The organism is Amphritea balenae, assembly GCF_003858655.1.
GTDB classification, from domain to species: Bacteria; Pseudomonadota; Gammaproteobacteria; order Pseudomonadales; family Balneatricaceae; genus Amphritea; species Amphritea balenae.
In genome coordinates, this window is record NZ_RQXV01000001.1 from 322,545 (window position 1) to 344,444 (window position 21,900).

Sequence of the window (21,900 nt, forward strand, 5' to 3'; positions counted from 1 at the left end):
ACATCAGATCCGTACAGTCATACCATCAGCAAGGGAGTAGCGATACGCCCGGTAACCGGGAATTAATCCGGCAAGGGTACCTGCAATAAAGACTATACCCAACAGTTTTAGTTCAGCGGTAGTCGGAAAAGAGAGCGCCAGCTGCAGACCATATTGCTCTTCTAACAACGGCAGAGTCGCGCCCAGCCCGGCATACAACAGCAGCATACCCAGCAAGATACCGCATAACGTCAATAGCGAGGTTTCCAACACCAGCAGCGATAAAATCTGTGCCGGACGTGCGCCCACCGACCGCAGGATCGCCAGCTCCCGACGGCGTTCGTTAAGGCCTGTCAGCAGTACAGTGAGCATACCGAACAGACCTGAGACCACCACAAAGCCGGAAATAATCAGCAACGCCTTTTCTGCGATACCCAACATTCCCCACAGTTCCTGCAATGCCACCCCGGGCAGTACTGCCTGCAAAGGCTCACCGCGGTAGTTACTGATCGAACGCTGTAACTGGAATGTAGAGAGTTTAGACTTCAGGCCTAACAAAAACGCGGTAATCTGATGCGGCTGCAGTTCCCTTTCATCCAATGGCGTTTTACCGCCTGAACCGGGAATATAGGCACCGGCCTTCCAGTCAATATGGATCGCTTCGATCGCCTGCAGGCTAACATGCAGGCTACGATCTACCGGGGTGCCCGTTGCGGCCAGAACACCGGTGACGGTAAACGGCTGATCCTCATGTTTAGTAAAGCTGGTGCTGCCCATACCATGGGCGATGACAATCTTATCACCGGTTTTATAACCCAGCGTGCGGGCCACTTCGGCACCTAATACAACATCGTGTAGCCGGTTAAACTGCTGCCCTTGTGCAAAGGTCAAGGGACGTTTACGGCCATAGCGGTAATGTTTGAAGTAATCGGTGGTTGTACCTAGCACCCGATAACCCCGATGTGAGTCTCCCAGTGAGATCGGTATCGACCAGGCTACTTTAGGGTGTGACGCAATCTCCTGGTAGCTCTGCCAACTGATATTGTTGGTGGCGCTACCTATCCTGAACACTGAATAAAGCAGTAGTTGCACCGAGCCGGAACGCGCCCCTACGATCAGATCAGTACCGGCAATGGTACTGCTGAAACTGTGCTTGGCCCCGGTGCGGACTTTCTCAACGCCAACCAATAACGCCACACTGACCGCAATGGAAAATACGATCATCAGGGCTGTGACCCGACGGTTAAACAGGCTGTGCAGTGCCAGGGAGAAAATAAGTTTCATGCTTGGCTCTCCCCAACTGCCTGCCCTGCACTGTTTATTTCGTCCAGGGCAACGATGCGACAGAAATGCGATGCCAGCTGATTATCATGGCTGACAAACAGCAACGCGGTATTGTTCTGATCGCACTCACTGATCAGCAATTCGATAAAGGCGCTGCGGGTGTCGCTGTCCAGCGAAGAGGTTGGTTCATCGGCGATCAGGATTTCGGGACTGCCGATCAACGCCCGGGCAGCTGCCACCCGCTGTTGCTGACCGATACTCAGGTCGGTAACCGGTTGTTGCAACAAACCATCGATTCCCAGTTCAGACAGCAGCGCCAGCGCTGCGGCTTCAGGTGAGCCGTAGCGTTCGCAGGCTTTTTGCCGACGCACCCCTGAGAAGCGGCAAGGTAACAACACATTATCCAGCACTGAAAGATACGGCAGCAGATTGAACTGCTGAAAGATCAGCCCGATATGGTCAGCCCGAAAACGATCACGCCAGGCGCCACTGCGTCCGGTTATATCGGTGCCGGTCAGGGTCACTTTACCGGAAACAGGGGTATGGATACCGGTAATCAGGTTCAGTAGTGTGGTCTTACCGCTACCGGAAGGACCCCGCAGGAAGACCCGCTCACCTGCGGCGACAGAAAACGCTTCAATATGTAGCAGGTTCTGGTTTGGCTTCCAGCCAAAACACAGCTGTTCCAGCTCAATTACCGGATGACTCATCGCGTACCTGCTCTCATATTCTGCACTCTGATTTCCTTTACGTTAAACCAATGCTTAAACCATGGCTTAAACCAGTATTTAGAAGCTTAGCTGAGCATTGTCAGGTGTCAGTTGCACCGCTCCCTGCCCCGCTGGCGTAATGTACTGCACATCGAGATCTTTCAACAGTGGAAACTGGCGGAACAGTTCGACTCTGATACTGCTCAAAGATTCAATGCTTGCACACTCAAAGTGGTATTCCATCGTAAAATCACTGTGACCGCCCTTTTCAGCATGCTCTGTATCATGATCGTCATGGCCTTTCTCATCATGATCGCTGTGTTCGTCATGCTGGTGCTCATCATCATGGGAGTGATCATCTTCATGCTCTTCATCTTCCAGCGAATGACGCACCCCGGTCATCTCTGTACGACAATCTGCAGCTTCAGGCAAACTGATGACTGATTTACTGTCGCGTAACAAAGCGACTGTCTGCTCCAGCTGCTGATGCTGTTCAGCGGTTTCAGGGGCATGTTCAAAACCCAGAAAATTAGCCGCCGGGCTCTCAATACGCAGTTGTAGTTCATTACCTTCAACCGCTAACAATAAAGTCGCAGCACCATGTTCATGGCTGTCATGCTGACGTTCAAATGCCATTACCGATGAAGACACTCCCAACGATATAGCGGTTGCGGCTGCGATTCTTATAACGTTCTGTGTCACCCTAAACTCCAATCAGGCTGTAAATGTTATGTTATAACAAAATACATATTAGCCTTTCAACCAATAATCACAGAACAGGCCGTTATATTCATCAAATTAAGTTCAAATAAAAAACTAATCATCAGTGCTTTTGGAAGATAAGCGATCTAATACACGTTGACGTACTTCTACCGCTGTAGACTGTGCTTCATTCATGTGCCTCAGGATAGTATCCCAATGTTTCCAATGCTGCTCCCATAGATCCTCTCCTATCAACTCTTCAAGGTTTAGTGGCTTTACATCACCCCACTCTTCGTATTTATGTAACCTTTGCATCCGCGCTTCAAGGTCTTGAATTCCACGTTGTTTAGGCGCTTGTGGAGCATCACCCACAATCCATATTGACCATTCTTTATTCCCTTTGGATTGATTACACTTGCCACAAGCTGGGACAAGATTACGAATCTCAGAAATATAGCCTGTAGGTCGCTTATCTTTCACTATGGCGCGCAAGTGATCCCACTCTGTTGATGGGTCTCCACAATATGCACAGAGAAGCGATTCCGGCTCAAGGGCCAATATAGCTAGTGCTTCACGAATATCATTTATAGATGGTGTGATGACAGGTATTATCGAGTTTATAAAGGCGTTAGTAATACTCGATGTACGGGTAGTGATGTTTATGACTGTAGGCATTTGAAATGCTGCTAGGTACTTATCCTTTTCAGAGGCGCTCATCTCGAACTGCTCATGAGGCAGAAAAAAAACTTCATCATTTTCTGATTCGTTCAGCAGTGCTTTAGCAAGGCGCTTAATTCGCTCACGAACACTGGACTCTATGATGATTTCTAGCGCTTTATTTCTAAGACCAGCCCTTAGAATTGAGCGCAGATGAGATGTACGAGATAGACAAGAGTTACGAGTGTAGCCACTCTCTTCTTCTATTTGATCTGCAATTTCAGTATTGCTTAGCGATTCGTCTTCACATAATTTTAAATAACGCACAAAGGAGCTTTTTCCTACGCTATTTAGTGTACGTATTAGCTGATTATCATCCATTAATACAAGCTCTATTCTTTAATAAGGTTTATTCACTTAGCTCATTCACAATGGTTTCCATTCGTGCTCTAAAGGTATTCACAAAAGCGTTTAAATTCATTTTAAAGAAGCCCTTAATCACTTCTCGGTTTTCATCACTTCGAACATCTCCTACGTGAAGAAATACCCCTACAGTATGATACCCTCGGACTTCCCCCCACTCAGCTCCCTTTGGGAGTTCATCAAGAATCGTCTCTTTTTCCTTCTCTAAGTACTGGTAGGCAAGCTCACCAATCTCGTTATTAGCTAGTCGGAAATAAAGGCCTACACGATTGTTTTTTTCTGCGAAGTAAACATTGATCCATGCGTTGTCAGTACCCCGAGGAGGCAGCTGGAACCATAGACCTTTTCCTCTCGGTGGAGGGGGGATCCTTTGAGCAGTATCATCCAGCTCAAGATTGCTCACAAATTCAGTCCAGAAGTCTTTGTAGAAGGAATCAGTAGCACCATCACCATTATCAAAACTTTTATTCTGTTGAATTTTAATAGCGGGGCTAGCAAGTTCGACAACGGTACGGTTGATGATGATGGTTTTTGCTAAAACTCTTGGCTGAACAAGAATGTTTTTCTGAGGAGTTTCATATATACCGACTTCAACGAGTCCTAAACTGAATTGAAGGTACCCCACATTATCTAAAAACTCAGCGATGGCCCCTGCACCTTCTCTTATACCATCGCCTACGATAAGAAGCATAAACCTGCCTGTTCTTAGGCTACGAGAGACTTCATCAACAAAATCCGCTTCATCAATGTCGGGGAATCTATTTTTGACGCTTTCATATAAAGCATTTCCCGATTTGAAAATACGCCTTGAGACCTGCTTTTGTAGCTCCTCATAATCCCATCTATTCAGTTCCTTGGCGTAATCTAAGATTTGACCAATCACTTTTCTGCGGGCTTCTGGGTTACGCCACAATTTTGCTTCTAACAACACTAGCTTTCCTTGGGGCGTTACATAGAGGATGTCGATTGGTCCAGCAGGTGTATTAAGCTCTGTGCAGATTGGAATTAAATCTTGATAGCCCGTATCGATCTCTTGGATTGGCAGGCTAGAAGGATTGTTAAATAGAAGATTCTGTAACCATTCCTCATTGTAGTTAAAGGTTCCTTCCTCATTCGCAAACGAGACTCTTTTTAGAGCTTTTGTTCTACCCTCAGGATCAACAATGAATGGTGTCGAAAATTGATTGTTAACCATAACCTCATCTTCCTAATTCAGGTGGATTGACTTTGGTGGTTATTCTCTCAACTACTTGGCATTATAGTGTCGAGCCAATTGTTCAGCCTGCTCTCGCTCATAGAACAATGCGATGCACGATGCCTTCCCAAATTCTTTAATCAACTCGTTCAGTCGGACGGGATGATTGCCATATCGATACCGTTTGCTTGATGAATTGGAGCTTATTTCATATACGCCGTATGTTTTAGGCGATGTGTAATATGTGGAGGATGGAGCCATTGGTGGGGTTTTATCAGGTGGAATAGCATTAGCTAATAAGCTCTCAATAGACATAAGTAAATCCTCTTACTTATTTGATTTCACGAGGTCCCACATAACAACGGCAAAAATAATGTACGGAAGCGCCCCAACGGTTAATGCAAAGGCAGTTACAATAATTACTAAGCGAAGGCTTAACTTAAGGATCAAATAAGCCCACTCCTCACCCTCCGTCATGCTGCCACCTTGTGCCAAGTAATAAGAAAATTCTAGTAGAGCTATTCTTGTCTTTCCAGCACCTAGTAAGCTAAATAAGCTGTTTGCCTAGTCGCATATCAGCTGGTGAAATCCTAGGCTTTTGACCAAACATGTCGATGTACTCCTCTCGCTGCCAAAGCCATGCTTCTTCTGGAACATAAAATTGATCGTAACGAAACCAAATTAAAATATCCCAATCATAATTATTCGCTTTTCCTGCGTTAGTAATCTTACTCCCCGGTTTCCCGCTAGGTCGGTGAGCCTTTATTTGATAACGAACACCGTTAAATTCGAAATCATGTCCTCTTGAGACTGCTGTCCTCTCTTGCATGTATTCGGAATACTCTTGTTCTGACATTCCTACTATCAAAGCGGCATCATATTCAGATATTGTTGATGTTATAGCTGGGGAAACACCAAACTTTTTTTGCCAATCCAGAGCGATGCAAACCAATTGCTCACGAAGGTCCATGATCTATACCTTACTTGTTGCCTCAACACCGAAGAAGTGTAGTGGAAAGTGAAAGTAGTGATTCAAAGAAAAGCATGTTGTTGACAGAGCTTATGGTTTTCAACATAACTTAATTATATTGTTTACTATTAAATTACAGCCTTTAACTCATTGATTTTAAGATAATTTAAGTCAAGCTTAGAAATCCATGACAATTTACGAAGAACTTAGAAATAGCGGTTTTATAAATTTGTAAACACACCCCCTAACTTATTGATATATTGAACCCTCCGATTTATTTCAAAATTAGAAATGATAGATAATCCCATCGAGTCAAAGCACTTTTCTTTTTCTAGCAAGCAACACAGTCGCGTCTAACCACTAGCGAGTCACGTAGTGACGTTCTAGCAAGCAAAGCGAAGCTTTGCGGTCTGCCCTAAAAGCTGTTTCGGACAAATGACGAAGTCATGTCGGGCAACGGACAAATCACGCAGTGATGTTCGGACAAGCCGCGAAGCGACGGTCGGTTTTAAAGCTTCTTCTAGCCAGGTGAGCTGACTCACCGATCTGGCCGTAAAGCCGATTCCTGCTAACCTGAAGTTAACCCTTAACATTTCAGGAGGGCATTCTGATGTCCAGAGAAGCCTTGTTAGTCCCACCCGAAGCTCAGTTACCCCGAACCTTTAACCGCATTATGACCAGTCATCCCGACTTTGCTGCAGCGGTCGAGCAGTTAGGTATCACCGTCAGTGATGCCGGGCCATTAGATGATAAAACCGCGCAATTGATTCAACTGGCTGCGGCAGCCGGTATCCGTTCTGAAGGGGCGGTACATAGTCACATGAGACGTGCCCGACAAGCCGGGGCATCTATGGAAGAGTTGCAGCATGCAATTATTCTGCTGACCAGCACCATTGGCCTGCCTGCAGTGATGGCAGCCTTAAGCTGGATGGAAGAGCATTCAGAGTAGGAAAAAAGAATAAGAAATATGCCTACATTGGCACTATTTGCTTATACGCCTTTTCTAGCAATCGACGCAGCAGTGTCTGGCAGCTGAGCTTGCTCAGCGTTCTAGCCAGGTGAGCGTGCTCACCGGTCATGCCCATCTTCCGGGACAATGACGCTACCTTTCAGGTGTTGTATAAAAAGACGCAGGGGTGCCATTGAGCGGTATTCCTGGGGGAAATAGATGTTAACGCCGGGCATAGTTACCCGATGCTCAGTCAATATCTCTTTGAGCTGTCCAGAGTCTAAATGATCGGCGCAATAATCACGGAAAGTGTAAGTAATTCCCAACCCTTGCGTTGCCATTTCAAGTGTTACCGGCATGGAGTTTGAGATCAGACTACCGTTCGCTACAACCGGATAGTCACCTTCTGCACTGGAAAATGTCCATGGCGCTAACTGGCCGGAGCTTTGGAAGCGATAACGCAGACAATTATGCGTCAACAGTTCCATTGGATGCTCTGGGATACCATGCTTTTCCAGGTAGTCCGGACTCGCTACCACAGCGGATGTCATGGGATCGGTCAGATTAATAGCAACCATGTCCTGTGCAATCAGCCCGCCAAGTCGAAACCCGGCATGCAAGCCCTCTTTAAGGATATCCGACAAGGCATCGGTGAGAAAAAGCTCAATCTCTATCTCGGGATATAGCTTTTGAAATGCTACCAGATGCTTGCTGAGCAACAAGTGATATGCAAGCTCAGGAATAGCGAGTTTCAGCGTACCCCGTGCCGCATGCCCCTCGGTACGTGTGCTTTCCAAACCGTCAGCCAGTTGCTCAAATGCTGGTCCTGAAGCGCGCGCTAATACACGCCCAGCTTCAGTCAGACTGATCGAGCGGGTGGTTCGAACAAACAATACTGCTCCCAATTGATCCTCAAGGCTTTTCAGTTGATGGCTCACCGTCGACCGTTTGATCCCGAGCGCTTGTGCAGCAGCACGCATACTCCCCTCCCGAACAATCGCATCAAACACTTCAAGGGTCGAAAGAGGCAATCGCATTGGTGAATCTCCTGCACCATTGAGTTAGATAAAGAGGGAATTGTTGCATAAGTGGAGGGTAGCTATATTAGGGCAACTTGTAAACACAACACTCCAGCCCGCGGCAGAGAAGCTATCAGCACCACTGGAGTACAGCTACAGAGGCAACCAATGAACACCCTTGTTTTGACAGCTCATCCTGATCTTTCTTCCTCATCAATCAATCAAAGATGGTTTAAGGCATTGTCGAATGTAACCGGCATTACCACCAGAGACCTGACCGCCATTGGTGGGCCTGCTATGCAGTTTGACCCGACAATCGAGCAAGCACTTCTTCAAAAAGCTGACCGTGTGGTGCTGCAGTTCCCATTCTACTGGTACTCATCACCGCCTGTTCTCAAGGCCTGGCTCGATCAGGTATTACTGCCAGGGTTTGCCTATGGCCCTGGAGGCAATAAGCTGCGAGGAAAGGAGCTTATGCTTGCCATCTCTACCGGAGGCCCGGCCGAAAGCTATGCTGCCGATTCCTACAACAGCTTTTCCATGTCCGAATTTCTGGCACCCTTTCAGCAAACAGCAAACATGGTCGGTATGACATATCTGTCTCCATTTGTACTGCATAGCGCAATGGGAAGCGACCAAGCACTGATTGAAGACAGCATCACATCAGTGATTTCGCATGTAACCACCCCAGAATTGCCTGTAGCACTCTAGCGTTACAGACGAGCAAAACAGCTTAAAAAGCGGCACATAATGAAATGTCCTTTGCACTGCGATGCGCAATAGATGTGAGCACCGAGAAAGGCCGCTAACCATCACAATTAACTATTCACCTTTTAATAATCTCACTTAAACAGAGTATAAAATCATGCCACTAACAACTGAAGATAAACTGGAAATACAAGACCTTATGGGCCGTTTCGCCCTTGCTGTTGATGTTCAAGGGCCGGACGCAATGCGTGAACTATTTGTCGACGACGCACGATTTGTTATCGAATCATTTCAGGTTGATGTGAAAGGCCTGGACAATATCATCAACTGGATTAAGGACAATTCAGACAGCTTCCCGCCTAACCTCACTCACGTCCAAAGTAATTTTGTTATCGATGGCGATGGGACCGAGGCGAAATTGAGTTGCATCAGCCAGGCCATCCAGGACTTCGAAGGTGAGATCAAACATTTTGTGATTGGTCGCTATGATGAAACCTTAGTTAAAACCCCTGCAGGCTGGCGCCTGAAAGTCCACAAACTCAATATGCGTTCGTAACTGGAGATTTTTACAAGCGTCATTCAGTGCCGTGATGTGGCGACGTTAATGCTATCGGGGGGCCTTTCCCGTCGATAGCAGAACCCTGTGCGCGTAATGACCGGAGTAACAGGTACTACCGGGGCGGCCCGCCCTTCTCAGGCTTCCCGCATCTCTTTTGGTGTGCAGCCAAACCGGGCCTTAAACAGGCGACAAAAATGAGCCTGATCGTTGAAGCCCCAGCGGTAGGCTATTTCAGCTAAGGTGGTGTGTCCGGTATCGGCGCGAATATCATTAAGGGCGGATTGCAGGCGCAGCTCTTTAATCCACTGGCTGACGGTTTGATCGGAGTCTTTGAACAGTTTATGCAGGTAGCGGGTAGAGATCTGGCAGGCGCAGGCGATCATGTCGGGTGACAGTTCGGAGCGCTGAATATTCTCACGCACAAAGGTTTCGATATTACGCAGGTGGACGCTACGCAGATTGGCCTCATTGCTCATCAGCACCCGGTCGTCGTTTTCCATACTATGGGCTAACAGGTCGATCAGCTGATTACTAAGTACATCGTGCGCAGCATCATCGGTATAGGAGGACTGCTGTACGATGTTACGCATAAAGCTAAAAAACACATTCCCCATACCGCGGCGTTTATCGAACTCCATATAAAGGAATCGCTCGGGTTCACGAATACGTGAGCGCAGTTGCGATACCGGTACTCTGATCACCCACAGGGCATTATCTTTGTTGTAGCTGAATTCGTAGGGCAGATCGCTGCGTTCAAGAATAAAGGCGCCGGGATTACAGACCACGGTTCGATCAGCCTGGGAGAAGCGCACTTGTTCCTGCGCCGGAATGCTGATCAGGAAATAAGGTTCTGATTCGTCTATTTGACGGGCAACCCGCTTATAGCAGGTAGCCGAAGTTTCCAGCCGGGAAATGTCTAACTGCCCCATCTGCCACTGGCTAAGCTGACCATTGAACTGATCCGGATTATGAAAATCCAGTTCCAATGGAAAATACGCGTTATCGATCACCCCTTTCCAATAATCCTGCCGCTCTCGCTGTGGCAACAGGTGGGTGCTGTATCGGTTATGCATATATGAACGCCTCTCTTTATTTTTATCGAGTTCATACAGTTACCTGATTGTACCGACATCAGGCTATTGGGCAAATATCATTCAGTTTAGATCCTATTACCAAAAAGCAGCCAGGCCCTCACAGACCTGACTGAAGATCCTGCCATCAGGATATTTAAACCATTTTCTAACAATAACTAGGTTTGAATAGCTAGGATTAGCGTTTCAGAGCAAGGCCTAAATCAGCAAAAGAGCGGAGTTTACTATTGTAAATATTCGCTTTGCTCACCCTTACGGGCCGTTCTTTGAACGTTGTGGCAGTCTAACTGCCGCTGAGCATCTTGAGCTGATTTATAACGCGGCTCTGGAACGATCAGACGGCTATTCAGATCTAGTCAACCTGTAGCACTGGTTCGGTTCTAACACCAACTGCCAGCCCGGCCGCACCACAATGTTGGTGGTCGGTTCTTCTACCACCGCAGGCCCCTCGATCTGAATACCGACATCCAGCTTAGGACCGGAGTAAACCGCGGTATCCGTCCAGTGACCTTCGGCATCAAACAGCGCCGGACGATAACCGATCAGTGCATCCTCAGCAGTCCCTCCTTTTGACTCTAGTGTCTGGAATTCTGGCTTAGCGACGTTACCTACCATTGTCGATTCGATATTGACCAGTTCCACCGGGTTATGTGGTTCTGAGTAGGTATAGAGCTCTTCATGACGCTTATGAAAATCATCCAGAATCGTCGCCATCTTCTCCCGACAGATCTTACCCGGATGGATCTCCACATTACATTCGTGGATCTGGCCCACATAGCGCATCTCTACACTGCGGGTGTAGCTGATCTCATCTCGATTAAAACCATCAGAGATCAGGTGATCACGCCCCTGGGATTCAAGCCCTTCAAACTTAGCGTTAAGTACATCCAGATTAGCTTCTCCATCCAACCGCATCGGTTCGGATGCCAGATAGTTATAACGTACATCAGAGATGATCTGACCAAAGGCACAGAACACTGAAGACACTTTAGGCACCAGTACAGTGGTACTGCCTATCTCCTCCGCGAGTGCGGTGATATGCATACCCGCTGCACCACCGGCGCACAGGAGAGCAAAATCCCGTGGATCATAGCCCCGTTCGATCGATACCCGGCGGATACCATTCACCATGTTCAGGTTAACAATGGTACTGATACCGTAAGCGGCTTTTTCAACACTGATACCCAGAGGATCGGCCACATGCTCTTTAACCGCTTTAATCGCCGCTTCGCGGTCCAGGTTAATTGTGCCACCCAGTACCGCATCGGGATTCAGATAACCCAGTACCAGATTGGCATCGGTTACCGCCGGCACAGTACCGCCCTTGCCGTAACAGACAGGTCCCGGCGTGGCGCCCGCACTTTCCGGCCCGACCTGTAGCATGCCGTACTGGTCTACCTGACAGAGAGAACCACCACCGGCGCCCAGGGTTTCTACCTGAATCATCGGTACGCCGATACGATAGCGCAGGAAATCGATATTCTTGTTGAGGTTGGTCTGACCATCTTTGGTCAGGGTAATATCAAATGAAGTACCACCCATATCAACCGTGATCACGTTATCGATATCGAATGGTTTACCTACAAACAGACCCGCCTGAGGTGCGGAAGCCGGCCCGGAGTTGATCGCGTTAACCGCCCGCCCCTGCATCGCTTCACCGACCGCCAGACCACCGTTGGACTGGAAGTAACGTACCGGGTATTTCGCCCCCAGTGATTTGAAGTAGTCATCGATCTTCTGTACATAACGACGCATTACCGGACTCAGGTACGCGTTTACCACCGTAGTTGAAGTACGGGTGTACTCACGTACTTGTGGGTAGACTTCGCTGCCGGTGCAGACAAATACACCCGGCATCATCTCCTGCACGATCTCTTTGGCGCGTTTTTCATGATCTGAATTACGTACCGCCCAGACGAATGAGATCGCTACACTTTCGACTTGCTGCTCTTTAAAGTAGGCAACCGCATCGCGGATCTCCTGCTCATCCAGTGGCATATCGACCTCACCGGTGCCGATCACCCTTTCGTTAATCGCCCGGCGCAGATGGCGCGGTACGATCATATGGGCCGGTGGAAAATCAGCTTCATAGCGGTAACCTTCCTCTTTATGTCCCAAACGAATCTCAAGGCTATCCTCGTGGCCTGCGGTACAGAGCAGGCCAACTTTTACGCCCTTCTTTTCGATCAATGCATTCAGGGCGACAGTGGTGCCGTTAATACAGAGATCACAGTCCTGCACTATCTCCTCAATAGAACGGCCTACCGCTTCAGACATTTGAGCCAGTCCGGCTTTAATTGCGATAGTGCCATCGTGGGGTGTTGAGGGGCTTTTAAAAACCCGCAGCTCACCATTATTTTCTGCCAGTACAAAATCTGTGAAAGTACCACCGGCATCGATACCCAGACGATATTTATTACGCATCTCAATATTTCCTGTTCATGTTCTTATTGTTATTCGCTCACTGCTGGCGCAGCGCTGAGGTGGCAGCCTGATCAACAGAGATCGACTGAGAGTTGATCACGACACCGTATTCCTGTGCCGCTGCATCGAGAGACACCAGGCCATTGCGGTAATCATTAAGCACCGCTTCCGGTGAACGCTGCATCGGATCACCATAGCCGCCGCCACCTGGATTAAAGTTCGCGACCCGTTCACCCGGTTTAATACTGAGAATGGTATTGGCCTTATGAACCTGTTCCTGTTCGCCTTTCACTACCAGCTTGCCCAGCTTCGGTTCCAGCAGTTTGTTTTCTGCGCCGGCAGCGCCCATGGTTGGTATCTTCCGCCCTTCACCAAAGGCTACGACGGTCATCTCATGATCGATCGGCTCTACTTCCCATTCGGTACCAGAACCACCCCGGTACATCCCGGCGCCGCCGCTATCCTGAATCAGGCCATAACGTCGGATGATGATCGGGTAGGAATACTCCAACAGCTCGGTATCACCGGAACTCAAAGCACCGAAACAGCACAGTGGACCACAGGCATGCCAGCCATCCATCACCTGAGTCGCACCGGCGCCTGAGATAATAGAGGCCAGTACCATCGTCACGTACTGCTCGCCGGTACGGGGATCGATACCCGCGATATTGACACCACTAGCATGACCCCAGGATGCGGTGACCCGCTCGGGTGCGGCATCTTCCAGCGCTTTACGTACCGCATCGGTAAGGGTCTCCATCGGCGTCGTTGTACAGTTCACATGCGGCGCCGGTTCCTGCGCATTACAGAGGGTGCCCGGTTGACCCAGGTCGACCGTCACACAGCGATACAAGCCTTCGTTGTAAGGAGGCGGTAACTGGGCAAACATCATCAGGCCCAGATAGACCCCTGACATCGAGTTGCCTTCATAGGAGTTAATAAAATAAGGGATCTGCGGAGGGCTCTGGACTTCAATATGTACCCGGTCACCTTTGATTGTGACTTTAGATGTGATCTCCATATCGCCAAAACCGTGACCTGAATCTTCAAGTACTGCAGAGCCGAAATATTCACCATCGGGTACCGCATCAATCAGAGAACGCATCTGACGATCGGCCATATTTTTCAGCTCGGCGATACAGGCCTGAACCTGCGCTACGCCATATTTATCTAACAGTGCAATCAGGTTTCGCTCACCGACACGACAAGCACCGAACTGAGCATTAAGATCACCTTCCTGATCTCGGCGGGCACGCATATTGGTCAGCAGCAGGTTGATAACATCCTCGCGACGCTCACCCTTATCCCAGAGCTTAACCGGTGGAATACGCAGGCCTTCGGCATAGATCTCGGTGGCATCCGGATTGTAGCCGGCCGGAACCGGGCCGCCGATGTCGGTCAGATGGCCTTTACAGACCGCCCAGAACACCAGTTCGCCTTTATAAAACACCGGTTTATACATACAGCAATCAAGAATATGACTGCCTTTATAGGCTGGATCGTTATGGTAGATAACATCGCCTTCGTGAATATCATCGCCAAAAAAATCAGCAATTTCTTTCATCGCAGGAATAAGCGAGCCCAGATGGATCGGGATGTCCTGCCCTTGCAAAATCATCTCGGGAAAATGATCAAATAACGCATTACTGTAATCATGGGCCAGGTTAAAGACACTGGAACGACCGGTTTTTTCTAATGTCAGCGTCATCTCACGCTGCGCTGTTTCAAGCGCACCGCGGACAACCGCAAGTGTGATTGGATCGACACTGGTAGACATATTTGCACCCCTTATTGTTTTTGTCTTAATTGGGTTCGCCCTGCCCGGTGCACCTTGTGCAGGCCAGGGTCAAACGGGTTAACAAACAGTCTACGAAGCGGGACAGTGAATTTATTGATAGGCCGGGACTTAGTTTTTGTACCACAGCGCACATCCGGACAAAGAAACAACAGTGACAACTACAGTTATAACGACAGCTACAACAACGCGGCAGACTTTTTGCTGAACCCGATACTGAGTTGTAGTAAATGCCAACTATACTGAAGTGAGACTTTCTGAATTCTGCGCAGCGGAGGTGTAGCAATGGATCCGGTAACGCTCTTTGTGATTTTTATAACGACCTGGATTGTCTGCGGTATCAACGCTGCAAAACGGCTTAATGATTACTACCATCATCAGGGTGACCAGTTTTATGATGACCACTCTCAGGGTATATCTGAAGCGAACTTTTCAGTCTTTCTGCTGGGGCCTGTCGGGTTGGTCGGGGTTGTTTTATTACTCAAATCCGAGCAGTAACGACCGGCTTATGAAACCCGCCACGGATTGCCGCACTGATCGCTCTGTAAAACAGCTGCGCTAAGTCGCTCATAACAGTCAGATTGTTACCCTTCTTTTGATTTATATCCTGTTAAAAACACAGAGTTTTTCCTGATTTAAATTTTCGGTTGTCTGAAACACAAAAGCAGGCTTTAATTAGCCTTTCCTGAGTTGGGTATAAGAGAAGGTTCTGACTATAGTGTCCAAATTCCATCGAGTTGCTAAACAACCCCTGCTGCAATGGCATGATGCTATTGCCGGAATTATTACCGATGGCGTCAATGACGACGCAGTCGATAATCTGATGGATACCCTGCGCCGTATCGTCGACGCCGATGGCTGTAGTCTGATTGTCTATCCGGAAGGGTCTCAGCCTTTCTGCCCATTCCGTAAACGCCGTAAAGGTGAAGATCCCCGCATCCATATTGATCAGTACCTTGAACGTGCTTATCTGCTGGACCCGTTCTACCGTTTGGCGGTCGACGGCCCGGCTGAAGGGGTTTACTGCCTGTCCGATGTGGCGCCAGATGCCTTTAAACAAAGCGAGTTCTACCGGGTTTATTATCGCCTGGTAAACTTTGGTGATGAAGTTTGTCTGATTATTCCTGCGGAAAATGCCAGTATTCAGATCTCGGTGAGCCGTCAAAAAGACAAGCCTAAGTTTACCATTGCTCAGCAAGAACTGATCGCGCGGATCTACTCGACAGTACGCGCCATTTTGTTGAAATGGTGGACCTCGTCTAAGGCCGATAATAAAGAGAACTTCCTCGACTCACATCTTGAGTGCGCGTTGAGTAATTTCGGCAGCTCAGTGCTGACACAACGGGAAACCCAGATCCTACAACTAGTGTTGCGAGGCTATGCGGTTAAGTATATCGCCCAGAAGCTTGAGATCAGTCCGGAAACCATTAAGCATCACCGTAAGAACATCTATTCCAAACTGGATATCAACTCCCAGGCAGAGATGTTCCATCTGTTTATCGACTCATTGCGTATGGTCACACCTGACTCACCACCTGACCCGCTGACTAATTATCTGAAGCCACCTTCGCAGCAAGATTAATCAGGAAATAACAATTCAATAGTTAAGAAACCGGCCCTGAGCCGGTTTTTTTCTATGAGCCTGAAGTATGACAGTTTGATGAAACTTTACCCGCTCCCTTTTTAAACCACTCACCTGATTTAATTTTACGCTACTATTTCATGCAACCAACCAGTATCAAACCAGACAGACTACTGGCGTAACGGTGGCACCTGAGGGTTAAGATGCATGCAATTACTGTTAAATCTGCAATTATGTGCTTCAATAAGTCCGACTGGGGGAATTATTTATGGCATACCAATACACCATTACGGATTGTGGTGAGTATTTACGATTAGAAGTACACGGCTCTCGTAAGGGTGTTGATGTTGCCAGAGAATCGCTGACTATGTGGAAAGAGGTCGCGGACACTTGTCAAAAACAGCAGCATAATCTGATACTCGCTGTCTTCTATCTGTCTGGTATGCGATCACTCATGGATACCTTCAATATCGTCGAAGGCGTTCAGGATATGCTCTGGCCAGAACTGGCGATTGCCTATGTCGATATGGATCCGGAAAACCGTGAAGAAAATACCATGGCCGAACAGTCAGCCATGATACATGGCATTAACTTCAGGACTTTTTTGAGTGAAGAATCGGCCAGTAGCTGGCTAAAAGCGATGCACTCGACTTCGCTGCACTGAACTATTTATCAGCAACGCTAAAGTTTAAAAACAAAAAAGCCGCTCATCGAGCGGCTTTTTAAGTTCTGTCATATCGACACTGTTTAGAAACTCAGGGTTTATGAGCCAAATATCAACCCAGGCAACCAAAGTGCGATTTGAGGGTAGATAACTACCAGCGCCAGTCCAATAACCTGCAGAATGATAAACGGGATCACCGCTTTATACAGGTCATAAATTGTAATTGATGGCGGCGCCACCGATCGCATATAAAAGAGATTATAGCCAAAGGGGGGTGTGAGATAGGCGGTTTGCATGCTGATAATAAACAGCACGGCGAACCAGACCGTATCGAAGCCCAACTCTTGTACGATAGGTACAAACAGCGGCACTGTAATGAATACAATGGCAAAGTCATCCAGGAACATGCCCAGAATAAAGTACGTTGCCAGCATCGCTACAATAACCAGGTATGGCGAAAGATTGGAATCTTCAACCAGCTCAGTAATCAGCATACCGGCACCCAAACCGATATAGACCTTACTGAAGAACACCGCGGCGATAGTAATCCACAGCAGCATACCCATCAGCTGCGTGGTACTCATCAATACTTCTTTCAGCATCTTCACATTAAGTGTGCGATAGATTGCCGCACAGATAAGCGAACCTGCTGCACCGATAGCCGAAGCTTCGGAAGGAGAAGTAACACCACCGATGATAAAGCCCAGTACGGTACCGATTAACGCACCCGGTAGAATCAATGCTTTTAGCGCTTTGATCTTACCAATGCCGTCTACGCGTTCAGCCATAGAAAGCGGTGGCGCTTTTTCGGGGTTTTTCACTGCAAACAGATAGATATACACCATGTATATACCGGCCAGCATCAGGCCTGGCATCAGGCCAGCAGCAAACAGCTTACCTACCGACTCACGGGCCAGGAAGGCATACACGATCATCAATACGCTTGGCGGTATCAGGAAGCCCAGTGCTCCACCGGCCATAATGGTACCGGTCACCAGCTTTTTATCGTAACCACGTTTGAGCATCGATGGCAGCGCGATAATACCCAGACTCACCGTTGCCGCGCCAGATACACCGGCCATTGCCGCAATGATGGCACAGATAATCACAGTACCCATTCCCAGACCACCAGGAATCCCGCCCATCAGTTTGTTTATCATTTCAAACAGATCGTCGGTAATGCCGGAGCGCTGAAGCATCAGGCCCATAAAGATGAACATTGGCAAGGCTACCAGCAGGAAGTTATCCATTGCCGAGAAAGCACTGGTTGCCAGCAACTCAAGGCCGGCTGGGCCCCACAGGAAATATGCTGAGCCCACACCGACAGTCAGCAACGCCCAGGTCAGGGGCGCCCCCATTGCCAGCAGGATCAGCATGGAAAAGAACATGCCTAAAGTAACCACTAAGGGATCTAGATCTAACACAAATACACCTGCTTAAAATCTGAGAAGCCTGATCGAGAAAGAAACTGCTATCGAGACAGACTTGGGGGATTTACAGAGAGAGGTTGAGTAGCAGCCGGATTAAACTTGCGGTTCCGGCTGCACACCCAGAGCGATCATAGTGCTACGAATAACATTCACTATACTCTGTAAAATCATCAGGCCGATGGCCAGAGGAAGCACGGACTTAAATGGATACACTATCGGTGCCCAGGTACTCTTAGACGACACTTCTTTAATCGCCCAGGAATCTGCAGCGAAATTAAAAGCGATGTAAAAGAATATTGAGAACACCACCAGACCGATCACACCTGTGATCACGTCTAGTACAGCACGACCCCGTTCAGGGAACAGGTTATAGATCACTTCACTACGTACATGACCGTGATGTTTATGGGTATAAACACCGGCTAGGATACAGAAGGTTCCATACAGCATCGTGGTTGATTCGTGTGCCCACGAAGTAGGGCTGAGAAAAAGATATCTCGCCCCTACCTCGTAGCAAAGTCCTGCTATCATGGCCAGACACAACCAGGAGAAGGTCCGGCCTACCCACTCAGATACCCTGTCTTGAAAAGCAAGATATTGAGAAAGTTTTGACATTAAGCTCTCCCGGTAGCCTTAGCAGTCGCAACGATTGCTTCAACAGCTTTAGCGTTACGGGCAGACTTAGCGCCTTCTTCTTTCCACACATCCATTGCAGCTGCAGTCAGTGCATTGGAATCAGCAGCAGGCAGAGAAGCAAACTCAAAGATACCTTCGCCGTTCACATCCAGACAGCCGTTTACGTTCCAGGCGTGCATGTTAGTTGCGTGCTTAGCAGTCGCCAGCTCGATCGCTTTCTGCTGATCTTCAGACATGGAATTCCATTTCTTCATGTTGATCAGCATGCCATCTGCGTAACCTGGGTTAATCATGTTCAGGTGTGTGTAGTACTTAGCAGATTCGTGCAGTTTCAGCGCTTTATATTCCAGAGAACCGCCGTAGATAACACCGTCGATTGCACCGGTAGACAGAGCTACATACAGCTCCTGGCTTGGCAGGTATACCGTTGGGATACCGAACTTTTCAAGAATACCAGCTACAGTTGCAGTAGCACGGATCTTCATGTTTTTCAGATCTTCCAGGCTCTTAACCGGCTTAGTCGTCAGCAGATCGTAAGGACCACCGAAGATAGCACCCAGGTACTTTACGCCTTTCTCAGCATAAGCTTCTTCCAGCAGGGCGGTCAGACCCTTATTCTGGTGCAGGTACATAGCCTCATCGTAGCTAGTCCACGCACCTGGAACACCAGATTCGATCTTAGCGATGTCCAGCTGACCCGCCCAGTAACCCGCGTAACCCTGACACATGTCCAGCGTACCCTTAGATACAGCGTCCAGCATCTGGTCGTTAGGCACTAGTTCAGAACCACGGAAGCGCTGGATTCGAACAGTCTTGTTAGAAACAGTCTTAACGTCGTCAGCAAAGGTCTTGTACAGATCATCGGTCTCTGTACCGTACAGCGTTTGCATACGCAGACGTACTTTATCACCTGCATTTGCAGTAGTAGAGGAAAGGGCCAGTGGTGCTGCAGCCATACCGGTTGCAGCTGCTTTCAGCAAATCTCTTCTTTTCACTATCTTCTTCCTTTTTTTATATGCTCTGATGGCTAGGGTTGTCGGAATCTCACCAAGCTATTCACTCGTGAATAACATCAGTCAGTATCCTGATAACGCCTCTACCCCTCAGGGAGTAGATGTTCGTTATTTTTAACATCATTTATTACAAATAGAAAGCAAGCACTGTGCAAAAAACCACCAGCCAACCTTGTAATTACAATAGCTATTCAGCGTTCAAAATCAACCTAAATGACCCGGTCACACGCCTTGAATATTACCCTATGCTATTGTTTTTTATGATGAATCTTTTCTAGATGAAAAACCTGACGTTCTCCACCCTGCTAAGCTTATTGCCCCCCTTAGGAGGCCCTACCCCTTTCAGGGGATGACCAGCGTTCAATATTCTGAACGTTAATCTAAATCAAGTTTCAATGCCTGGGTTTAATACAAAGCAACCCGACCTGAATTACTGTATTAAAAATCACATGTTCGGATAATTCGGACCACCGGCACCTTCCGGCACTACCCAGGTAATATTCTGAGCAGGATCTTTAATATCGCAGGTCTTACAGTGCAAACAGTTCTGACTGTTGATCTGAAAGCGCTGAGCGCCCTCTTCGTCTTCTACCACTTCATATACACCGGCAGGACAATAGCGTTGTGCCGGCTCAGCAAACCGGGTCAGATTCTGACCCAGAGGTATCTGTGCATCGGTTAGCTTCAGGTGGCAGAGCTGATCTTCTTCATGGTTAGTATTAGATAGAAATACCGACGACAACTTATCGAAGCTGAGAACTCCATCTGGCTTTGGATAATCAATAACCGGGGCTTCAGAGGCCAGTTTCAGCTGCGCATGGTCCTCGCTGTTATCCCGAAGGGTCAGCGGTAGCTTGCCGTTAAAGATGTTCTGATCGACAAAGTTAAAGGCGCCACCCATGATGGCGCCAAATTTATGCATCGCCGGACCAAAATTACGACTGCGGTACAGCTCATCGTAAAGCCAGCTATTTTTGAAGTTATCTGCAAAAGTGGTCAGTTCCTGATTACCACTTTGCTGTTCAGCCGAGCTTAACGCCTGGAAAATAGATTCAGCAGCAACCATACCGGACTTCATCGCCGTATGAGTGCCTTTGATCTTAGCGAAGTTCAGGGTACCGGCGTTGCAACCGAGCACCAGTCCGCCTGGGAAGGTCATTTTAGGCAGCGCGTTGAAACCACCTTTGGTAATCGCCCGTGCACCGTAGGAAACGCGTTTACCACCTTCCAGATGCTGTTTCAGCACCGGATGATGCTTCAGGCGCTGGAATTCATCGAACGGGCTCAGATGCGGGTTCGAGTAATTCAGGTCGATAATCAAACCCACTACCGCCTGGTTATTCTCGGTGTGATAAAGGAAAAAGCCACCAGTGGTATCGTTGCTCATCGGCCAGCCAGCACCGTGTAATACCAGGCCGGGTTCAGACTTTTCTGCCGGGATATCCCAAAGCTCTTTAATACCGATACCGTAATGCTGTGCATCGGCATCGGACTGCAGATCGAAACGCTGCATCAGCTCTTTACCCAGATGACCGCGACAGCCTTCTGAGAAGATAGTGTACTTAGCGTGTAATTCCATGCCCGGCATATAGCTGTCTTTCTGCTCACCGGCTTCAGAGATACCCATATCACCGGTCGCGATGCCTTTAACACTGCCATCTTCGTGATACAGCACTTCAGAGGCGGCGAAGCCCGGGAAAATCTCAACCCCCAGCTGCTCAGCCTGTTCCGCCAGCCAGCGACAAACATTACCCAGGCTGACGATATAGTTACCCTCGTTGTGCATCGTTTTCGGCACTAAGGCGTTCGGAATCTGTCGGCCTTTGTGTTCGTCCTTCAACAGGAAGATCTGATCTTCAGTGACCGGAGTATTCAGCGGTGCACCCAGCTCTTTCCAGTTCGGGAACAGTTCATTCATGGCGCGCGGTTCCATCACCGCGCCAGAGAGGATATGGGCCCCTACTTCAGAGCCCTTTTCGACCACGCAAATCATCAGCTCGGTGTCATTTTCCTGGGCCAGCTGCGCTAGCCGACAGGCAGTGGAGAGACCCGCGGGCCCTGCTCCAACAATAACAACATCGAATTCCATAGACTCACGTTCAATCGTCAT

The 21,900-nt window shown here is 48.4% G+C and carries 21 protein-coding genes; 6 read left to right on the forward strand and 15 right to left on the reverse strand.

The window, feature by feature from the left end:
• Positions 1 to 3 precede the first annotated feature (3 nt).
• The 7 genes from EHS89_RS01585 to EHS89_RS01615 all read right to left on the reverse strand — a co-directional run bounded on the left by EHS89_RS01585 (position 4) and on the right by EHS89_RS01615 (position 5,920).
• Positions 4 to 1,263, reverse strand: coding sequence for an ABC transporter permease (locus EHS89_RS01585; protein ID WP_124924352.1), 1,260 nt, complete (start codon positions 1,261 to 1,263; stop codon positions 4 to 6).
• Positions 1,260 to 1,973: an ABC transporter ATP-binding protein gene (locus tag EHS89_RS01590; protein ID WP_124924353.1), complete on the reverse strand. Its 714-nt coding sequence runs from the start codon at positions 1,971 to 1,973 to the stop codon at positions 1,260 to 1,262. The genes EHS89_RS01585 and EHS89_RS01590 overlap by 4 nt, the downstream gene beginning before the upstream one ends.
• Positions 1,974 to 2,051: 78 nt before the next feature.
• On the reverse strand, positions 2,052 to 2,675 hold the full coding sequence (locus tag EHS89_RS01595; RefSeq protein WP_124924354.1) for a DUF2796 domain-containing protein: 624 nt from the start codon (positions 2,673 to 2,675) through the stop codon (positions 2,052 to 2,054).
• A 114-nt stretch (positions 2,676 to 2,789) separates the two neighbouring features.
• Complete coding sequence (locus tag EHS89_RS21185) at positions 2,790 to 3,713, reverse strand: HNH endonuclease (RefSeq protein ID WP_211340269.1); 924 nt, start codon at positions 3,711 to 3,713, stop codon at positions 2,790 to 2,792.
• Between the two features lie 28 nt (positions 3,714 to 3,741).
• Positions 3,742 to 4,950, reverse strand: a complete 1,209-nt coding sequence (locus tag EHS89_RS01605; protein ID WP_124924355.1) for a DUF4268 domain-containing protein — start codon at positions 4,948 to 4,950, stop codon at positions 3,742 to 3,744.
• Between the two features lie 51 nt (positions 4,951 to 5,001).
• Complete coding sequence (locus EHS89_RS21190) at positions 5,002 to 5,265, reverse strand: thioredoxin domain-containing protein (protein WP_124924356.1); 264 nt, start codon at positions 5,263 to 5,265, stop codon at positions 5,002 to 5,004.
• Between the two features lie 232 nt (positions 5,266 to 5,497).
• Positions 5,498 to 5,920 carry a hypothetical protein gene (locus EHS89_RS01615; protein ID WP_124924357.1) on the reverse strand — a complete coding sequence of 141 codons (423 nt, stop codon included), beginning with the start codon at positions 5,918 to 5,920 and terminating at the stop codon, positions 5,498 to 5,500.
• Positions 5,921 to 6,530: 610 nt separating this feature from the next.
• Here EHS89_RS01615 and EHS89_RS01620 point away from each other — a divergent pair.
• On the forward strand, positions 6,531 to 6,869 hold the full coding sequence (locus EHS89_RS01620; RefSeq protein WP_124924358.1) for a carboxymuconolactone decarboxylase family protein: 339 nt from the start codon (positions 6,531 to 6,533) through the stop codon (positions 6,867 to 6,869).
• A gap of 119 nt (positions 6,870 to 6,988) precedes the next feature.
• On the opposite strand, the gene EHS89_RS01625 is transcribed toward EHS89_RS01620, so the two are convergent.
• Positions 6,989 to 7,906 carry a LysR family transcriptional regulator gene (locus EHS89_RS01625; protein WP_124924359.1) on the reverse strand — a complete coding sequence of 306 codons (918 nt, stop codon included), beginning with the start codon at positions 7,904 to 7,906 and terminating at the stop codon, positions 6,989 to 6,991.
• A gap of 150 nt (positions 7,907 to 8,056) precedes the next feature.
• On the opposite strand from EHS89_RS01625, the gene EHS89_RS01630 reads away from it, so the two are divergent.
• Both EHS89_RS01630 and EHS89_RS01635 read left to right on the forward strand, forming a co-directional pair.
• Entirely contained in the window at positions 8,057 to 8,599 is a 543-nt protein-coding gene (locus EHS89_RS01630) for an NAD(P)H-dependent oxidoreductase (protein ID WP_124924360.1), read from the forward strand.
• Between the two features lie 154 nt (positions 8,600 to 8,753).
• Complete coding sequence (locus EHS89_RS01635) at positions 8,754 to 9,152, forward strand: nuclear transport factor 2 family protein (protein WP_124924361.1); 399 nt, start codon at positions 8,754 to 8,756, stop codon at positions 9,150 to 9,152.
• A 137-nt stretch (positions 9,153 to 9,289) separates the two neighbouring features.
• Here EHS89_RS01635 and EHS89_RS01640 read toward each other — a convergent pair whose 3' ends face one another.
• From EHS89_RS01640 to capB, 3 genes are all read right to left on the reverse strand, one after another.
• On the reverse strand, positions 9,290 to 10,228 hold the full coding sequence (locus EHS89_RS01640; protein ID WP_124924362.1) for an AraC-like ligand-binding domain-containing protein: 939 nt from the start codon (positions 10,226 to 10,228) through the stop codon (positions 9,290 to 9,292).
• Positions 10,229 to 10,588: 360 nt separating this feature from the next.
• Positions 10,589 to 12,670 carry a caprolactamase subunit alpha gene (gene capA, locus EHS89_RS01645; RefSeq protein ID WP_124924363.1) on the reverse strand — a complete coding sequence of 694 codons (2,082 nt, stop codon included), beginning with the start codon at positions 12,668 to 12,670 and terminating at the stop codon, positions 10,589 to 10,591.
• A gap of 37 nt (positions 12,671 to 12,707) precedes the next feature.
• Positions 12,708 to 14,447, reverse strand: a complete 1,740-nt coding sequence (gene capB, locus EHS89_RS01650) for a caprolactamase subunit beta (RefSeq protein WP_124924364.1) — start codon at positions 14,445 to 14,447, stop codon at positions 12,708 to 12,710.
• A 303-nt stretch (positions 14,448 to 14,750) separates the two neighbouring features.
• Here capB and EHS89_RS01655 point away from each other — a divergent pair, with 303 nt between their 5' ends.
• The 3 genes from EHS89_RS01655 (at position 14,751) to EHS89_RS01665 (ending at position 16,711) form a co-directional block, all read left to right on the forward strand.
• Positions 14,751 to 14,963 carry a hypothetical protein gene (locus EHS89_RS01655; protein WP_124924365.1) on the forward strand — a complete coding sequence of 71 codons (213 nt, stop codon included), beginning with the start codon at positions 14,751 to 14,753 and terminating at the stop codon, positions 14,961 to 14,963.
• Positions 14,964 to 15,183: 220 nt separating this feature from the next.
• Positions 15,184 to 16,047 carry a response regulator transcription factor gene (locus tag EHS89_RS01660; RefSeq protein ID WP_124924366.1) on the forward strand — a complete coding sequence of 288 codons (864 nt, stop codon included), beginning with the start codon at positions 15,184 to 15,186 and terminating at the stop codon, positions 16,045 to 16,047.
• Positions 16,048 to 16,315: 268 nt separating this feature from the next.
• Positions 16,316 to 16,711, forward strand: coding sequence for a hypothetical protein (locus EHS89_RS01665; RefSeq protein ID WP_124924367.1), 396 nt, complete (start codon positions 16,316 to 16,318; stop codon positions 16,709 to 16,711).
• A 98-nt stretch (positions 16,712 to 16,809) separates the two neighbouring features.
• On the opposite strand, the gene EHS89_RS01670 is transcribed toward EHS89_RS01665, so the two are convergent.
• From EHS89_RS01670 to EHS89_RS01685, 4 genes are all read right to left on the reverse strand, one after another.
• Positions 16,810 to 18,135 (reverse strand): TRAP transporter large permease, encoded by a 1,326-nt coding sequence (locus EHS89_RS01670; protein WP_124924368.1) that lies wholly within the window; start codon positions 18,133 to 18,135, stop codon positions 16,810 to 16,812.
• A 99-nt stretch (positions 18,136 to 18,234) separates the two neighbouring features.
• Complete coding sequence (locus EHS89_RS01675; protein ID WP_124924369.1) at positions 18,235 to 18,756, reverse strand: TRAP transporter small permease subunit; 522 nt, start codon at positions 18,754 to 18,756, stop codon at positions 18,235 to 18,237.
• A complete protein-coding gene (dctP, locus tag EHS89_RS01680) occupies positions 18,756 to 19,772 on the reverse strand; it encodes a TRAP transporter substrate-binding protein DctP (protein WP_124924370.1) in 1,017 nt (338 codons plus the stop codon). Before dctP ends, EHS89_RS01675 begins: the two co-directional genes overlap by 1 nt.
• A 463-nt stretch (positions 19,773 to 20,235) precedes the next feature.
• Positions 20,236 to 21,900, reverse strand: a complete 1,665-nt coding sequence (locus tag EHS89_RS01685) for an electron transfer flavoprotein-ubiquinone oxidoreductase (RefSeq protein ID WP_211340270.1) — start codon at positions 21,898 to 21,900, stop codon at positions 20,236 to 20,238.

What these genes read in the sequence shown, in the direction of transcription:
- EHS89_RS01585 (WP_124924352.1), bottom strand. Translation starts at nt 1,263, where the DNA reads ATGAAACTTATTTTCTCCCTGGCACTGCACAGCCTGTTTAACCGTCGG.
- EHS89_RS01590 (WP_124924353.1), bottom strand. Translation starts at nt 1,973, where the DNA reads ATGAGTCATCCGGTAATTGAGCTGGAACAGCTGTGTTTTGGCTGGAAG.
- EHS89_RS21185 (WP_211340269.1), bottom strand. Translation starts at nt 3,713, where the DNA reads ATGGATGATAATCAGCTAATACGTACACTAAATAGCGTAGGAAAAAGC.
- EHS89_RS01605 (WP_124924355.1), bottom strand. Translation starts at nt 4,950, where the DNA reads ATGGTTAACAATCAATTTTCGACACCATTCATTGTTGATCCTGAGGGT.
- EHS89_RS21190 (WP_124924356.1), bottom strand. Translation starts at nt 5,265, where the DNA reads ATGTCTATTGAGAGCTTATTAGCTAATGCTATTCCACCTGATAAAACC.
- EHS89_RS01615 (WP_124924357.1), bottom strand. Translation starts at nt 5,920, where the DNA reads ATGGACCTTCGTGAGCAATTGGTTTGCATCGCTCTGGATTGGCAAAAA.
- EHS89_RS01620 (WP_124924358.1), top strand. Translation starts at nt 6,531, where the DNA reads ATGTCCAGAGAAGCCTTGTTAGTCCCACCCGAAGCTCAGTTACCCCGA.
- EHS89_RS01625 (WP_124924359.1), bottom strand. Translation starts at nt 7,906, where the DNA reads ATGCGATTGCCTCTTTCGACCCTTGAAGTGTTTGATGCGATTGTTCGG.
- EHS89_RS01630 (WP_124924360.1), top strand. Translation starts at nt 8,057, where the DNA reads ATGAACACCCTTGTTTTGACAGCTCATCCTGATCTTTCTTCCTCATCA.
- EHS89_RS01635 (WP_124924361.1), top strand. Translation starts at nt 8,754, where the DNA reads ATGCCACTAACAACTGAAGATAAACTGGAAATACAAGACCTTATGGGC.
- EHS89_RS01640 (WP_124924362.1), bottom strand. Translation starts at nt 10,228, where the DNA reads ATGCATAACCGATACAGCACCCACCTGTTGCCACAGCGAGAGCGGCAG.
- capA (WP_124924363.1), bottom strand. Translation starts at nt 12,670, where the DNA reads ATGCGTAATAAATATCGTCTGGGTATCGATGCCGGTGGTACTTTCACA.
- capB (WP_124924364.1), bottom strand. Translation starts at nt 14,447, where the DNA reads ATGTCTACCAGTGTCGATCCAATCACACTTGCGGTTGTCCGCGGTGCG.
- EHS89_RS01655 (WP_124924365.1), top strand. Translation starts at nt 14,751, where the DNA reads ATGGATCCGGTAACGCTCTTTGTGATTTTTATAACGACCTGGATTGTC.
- EHS89_RS01665 (WP_124924367.1), top strand. Translation starts at nt 16,316, where the DNA reads ATGGCATACCAATACACCATTACGGATTGTGGTGAGTATTTACGATTA.
- EHS89_RS01675 (WP_124924369.1), bottom strand. Translation starts at nt 18,756, where the DNA reads ATGTCAAAACTTTCTCAATATCTTGCTTTTCAAGACAGGGTATCTGAG.
- EHS89_RS01685 (WP_211340270.1), bottom strand. Translation starts at nt 21,900, where the DNA reads ATGACGATTGAACGTGAGTCTATGGAATTCGATGTTGTTATTGTTGGA.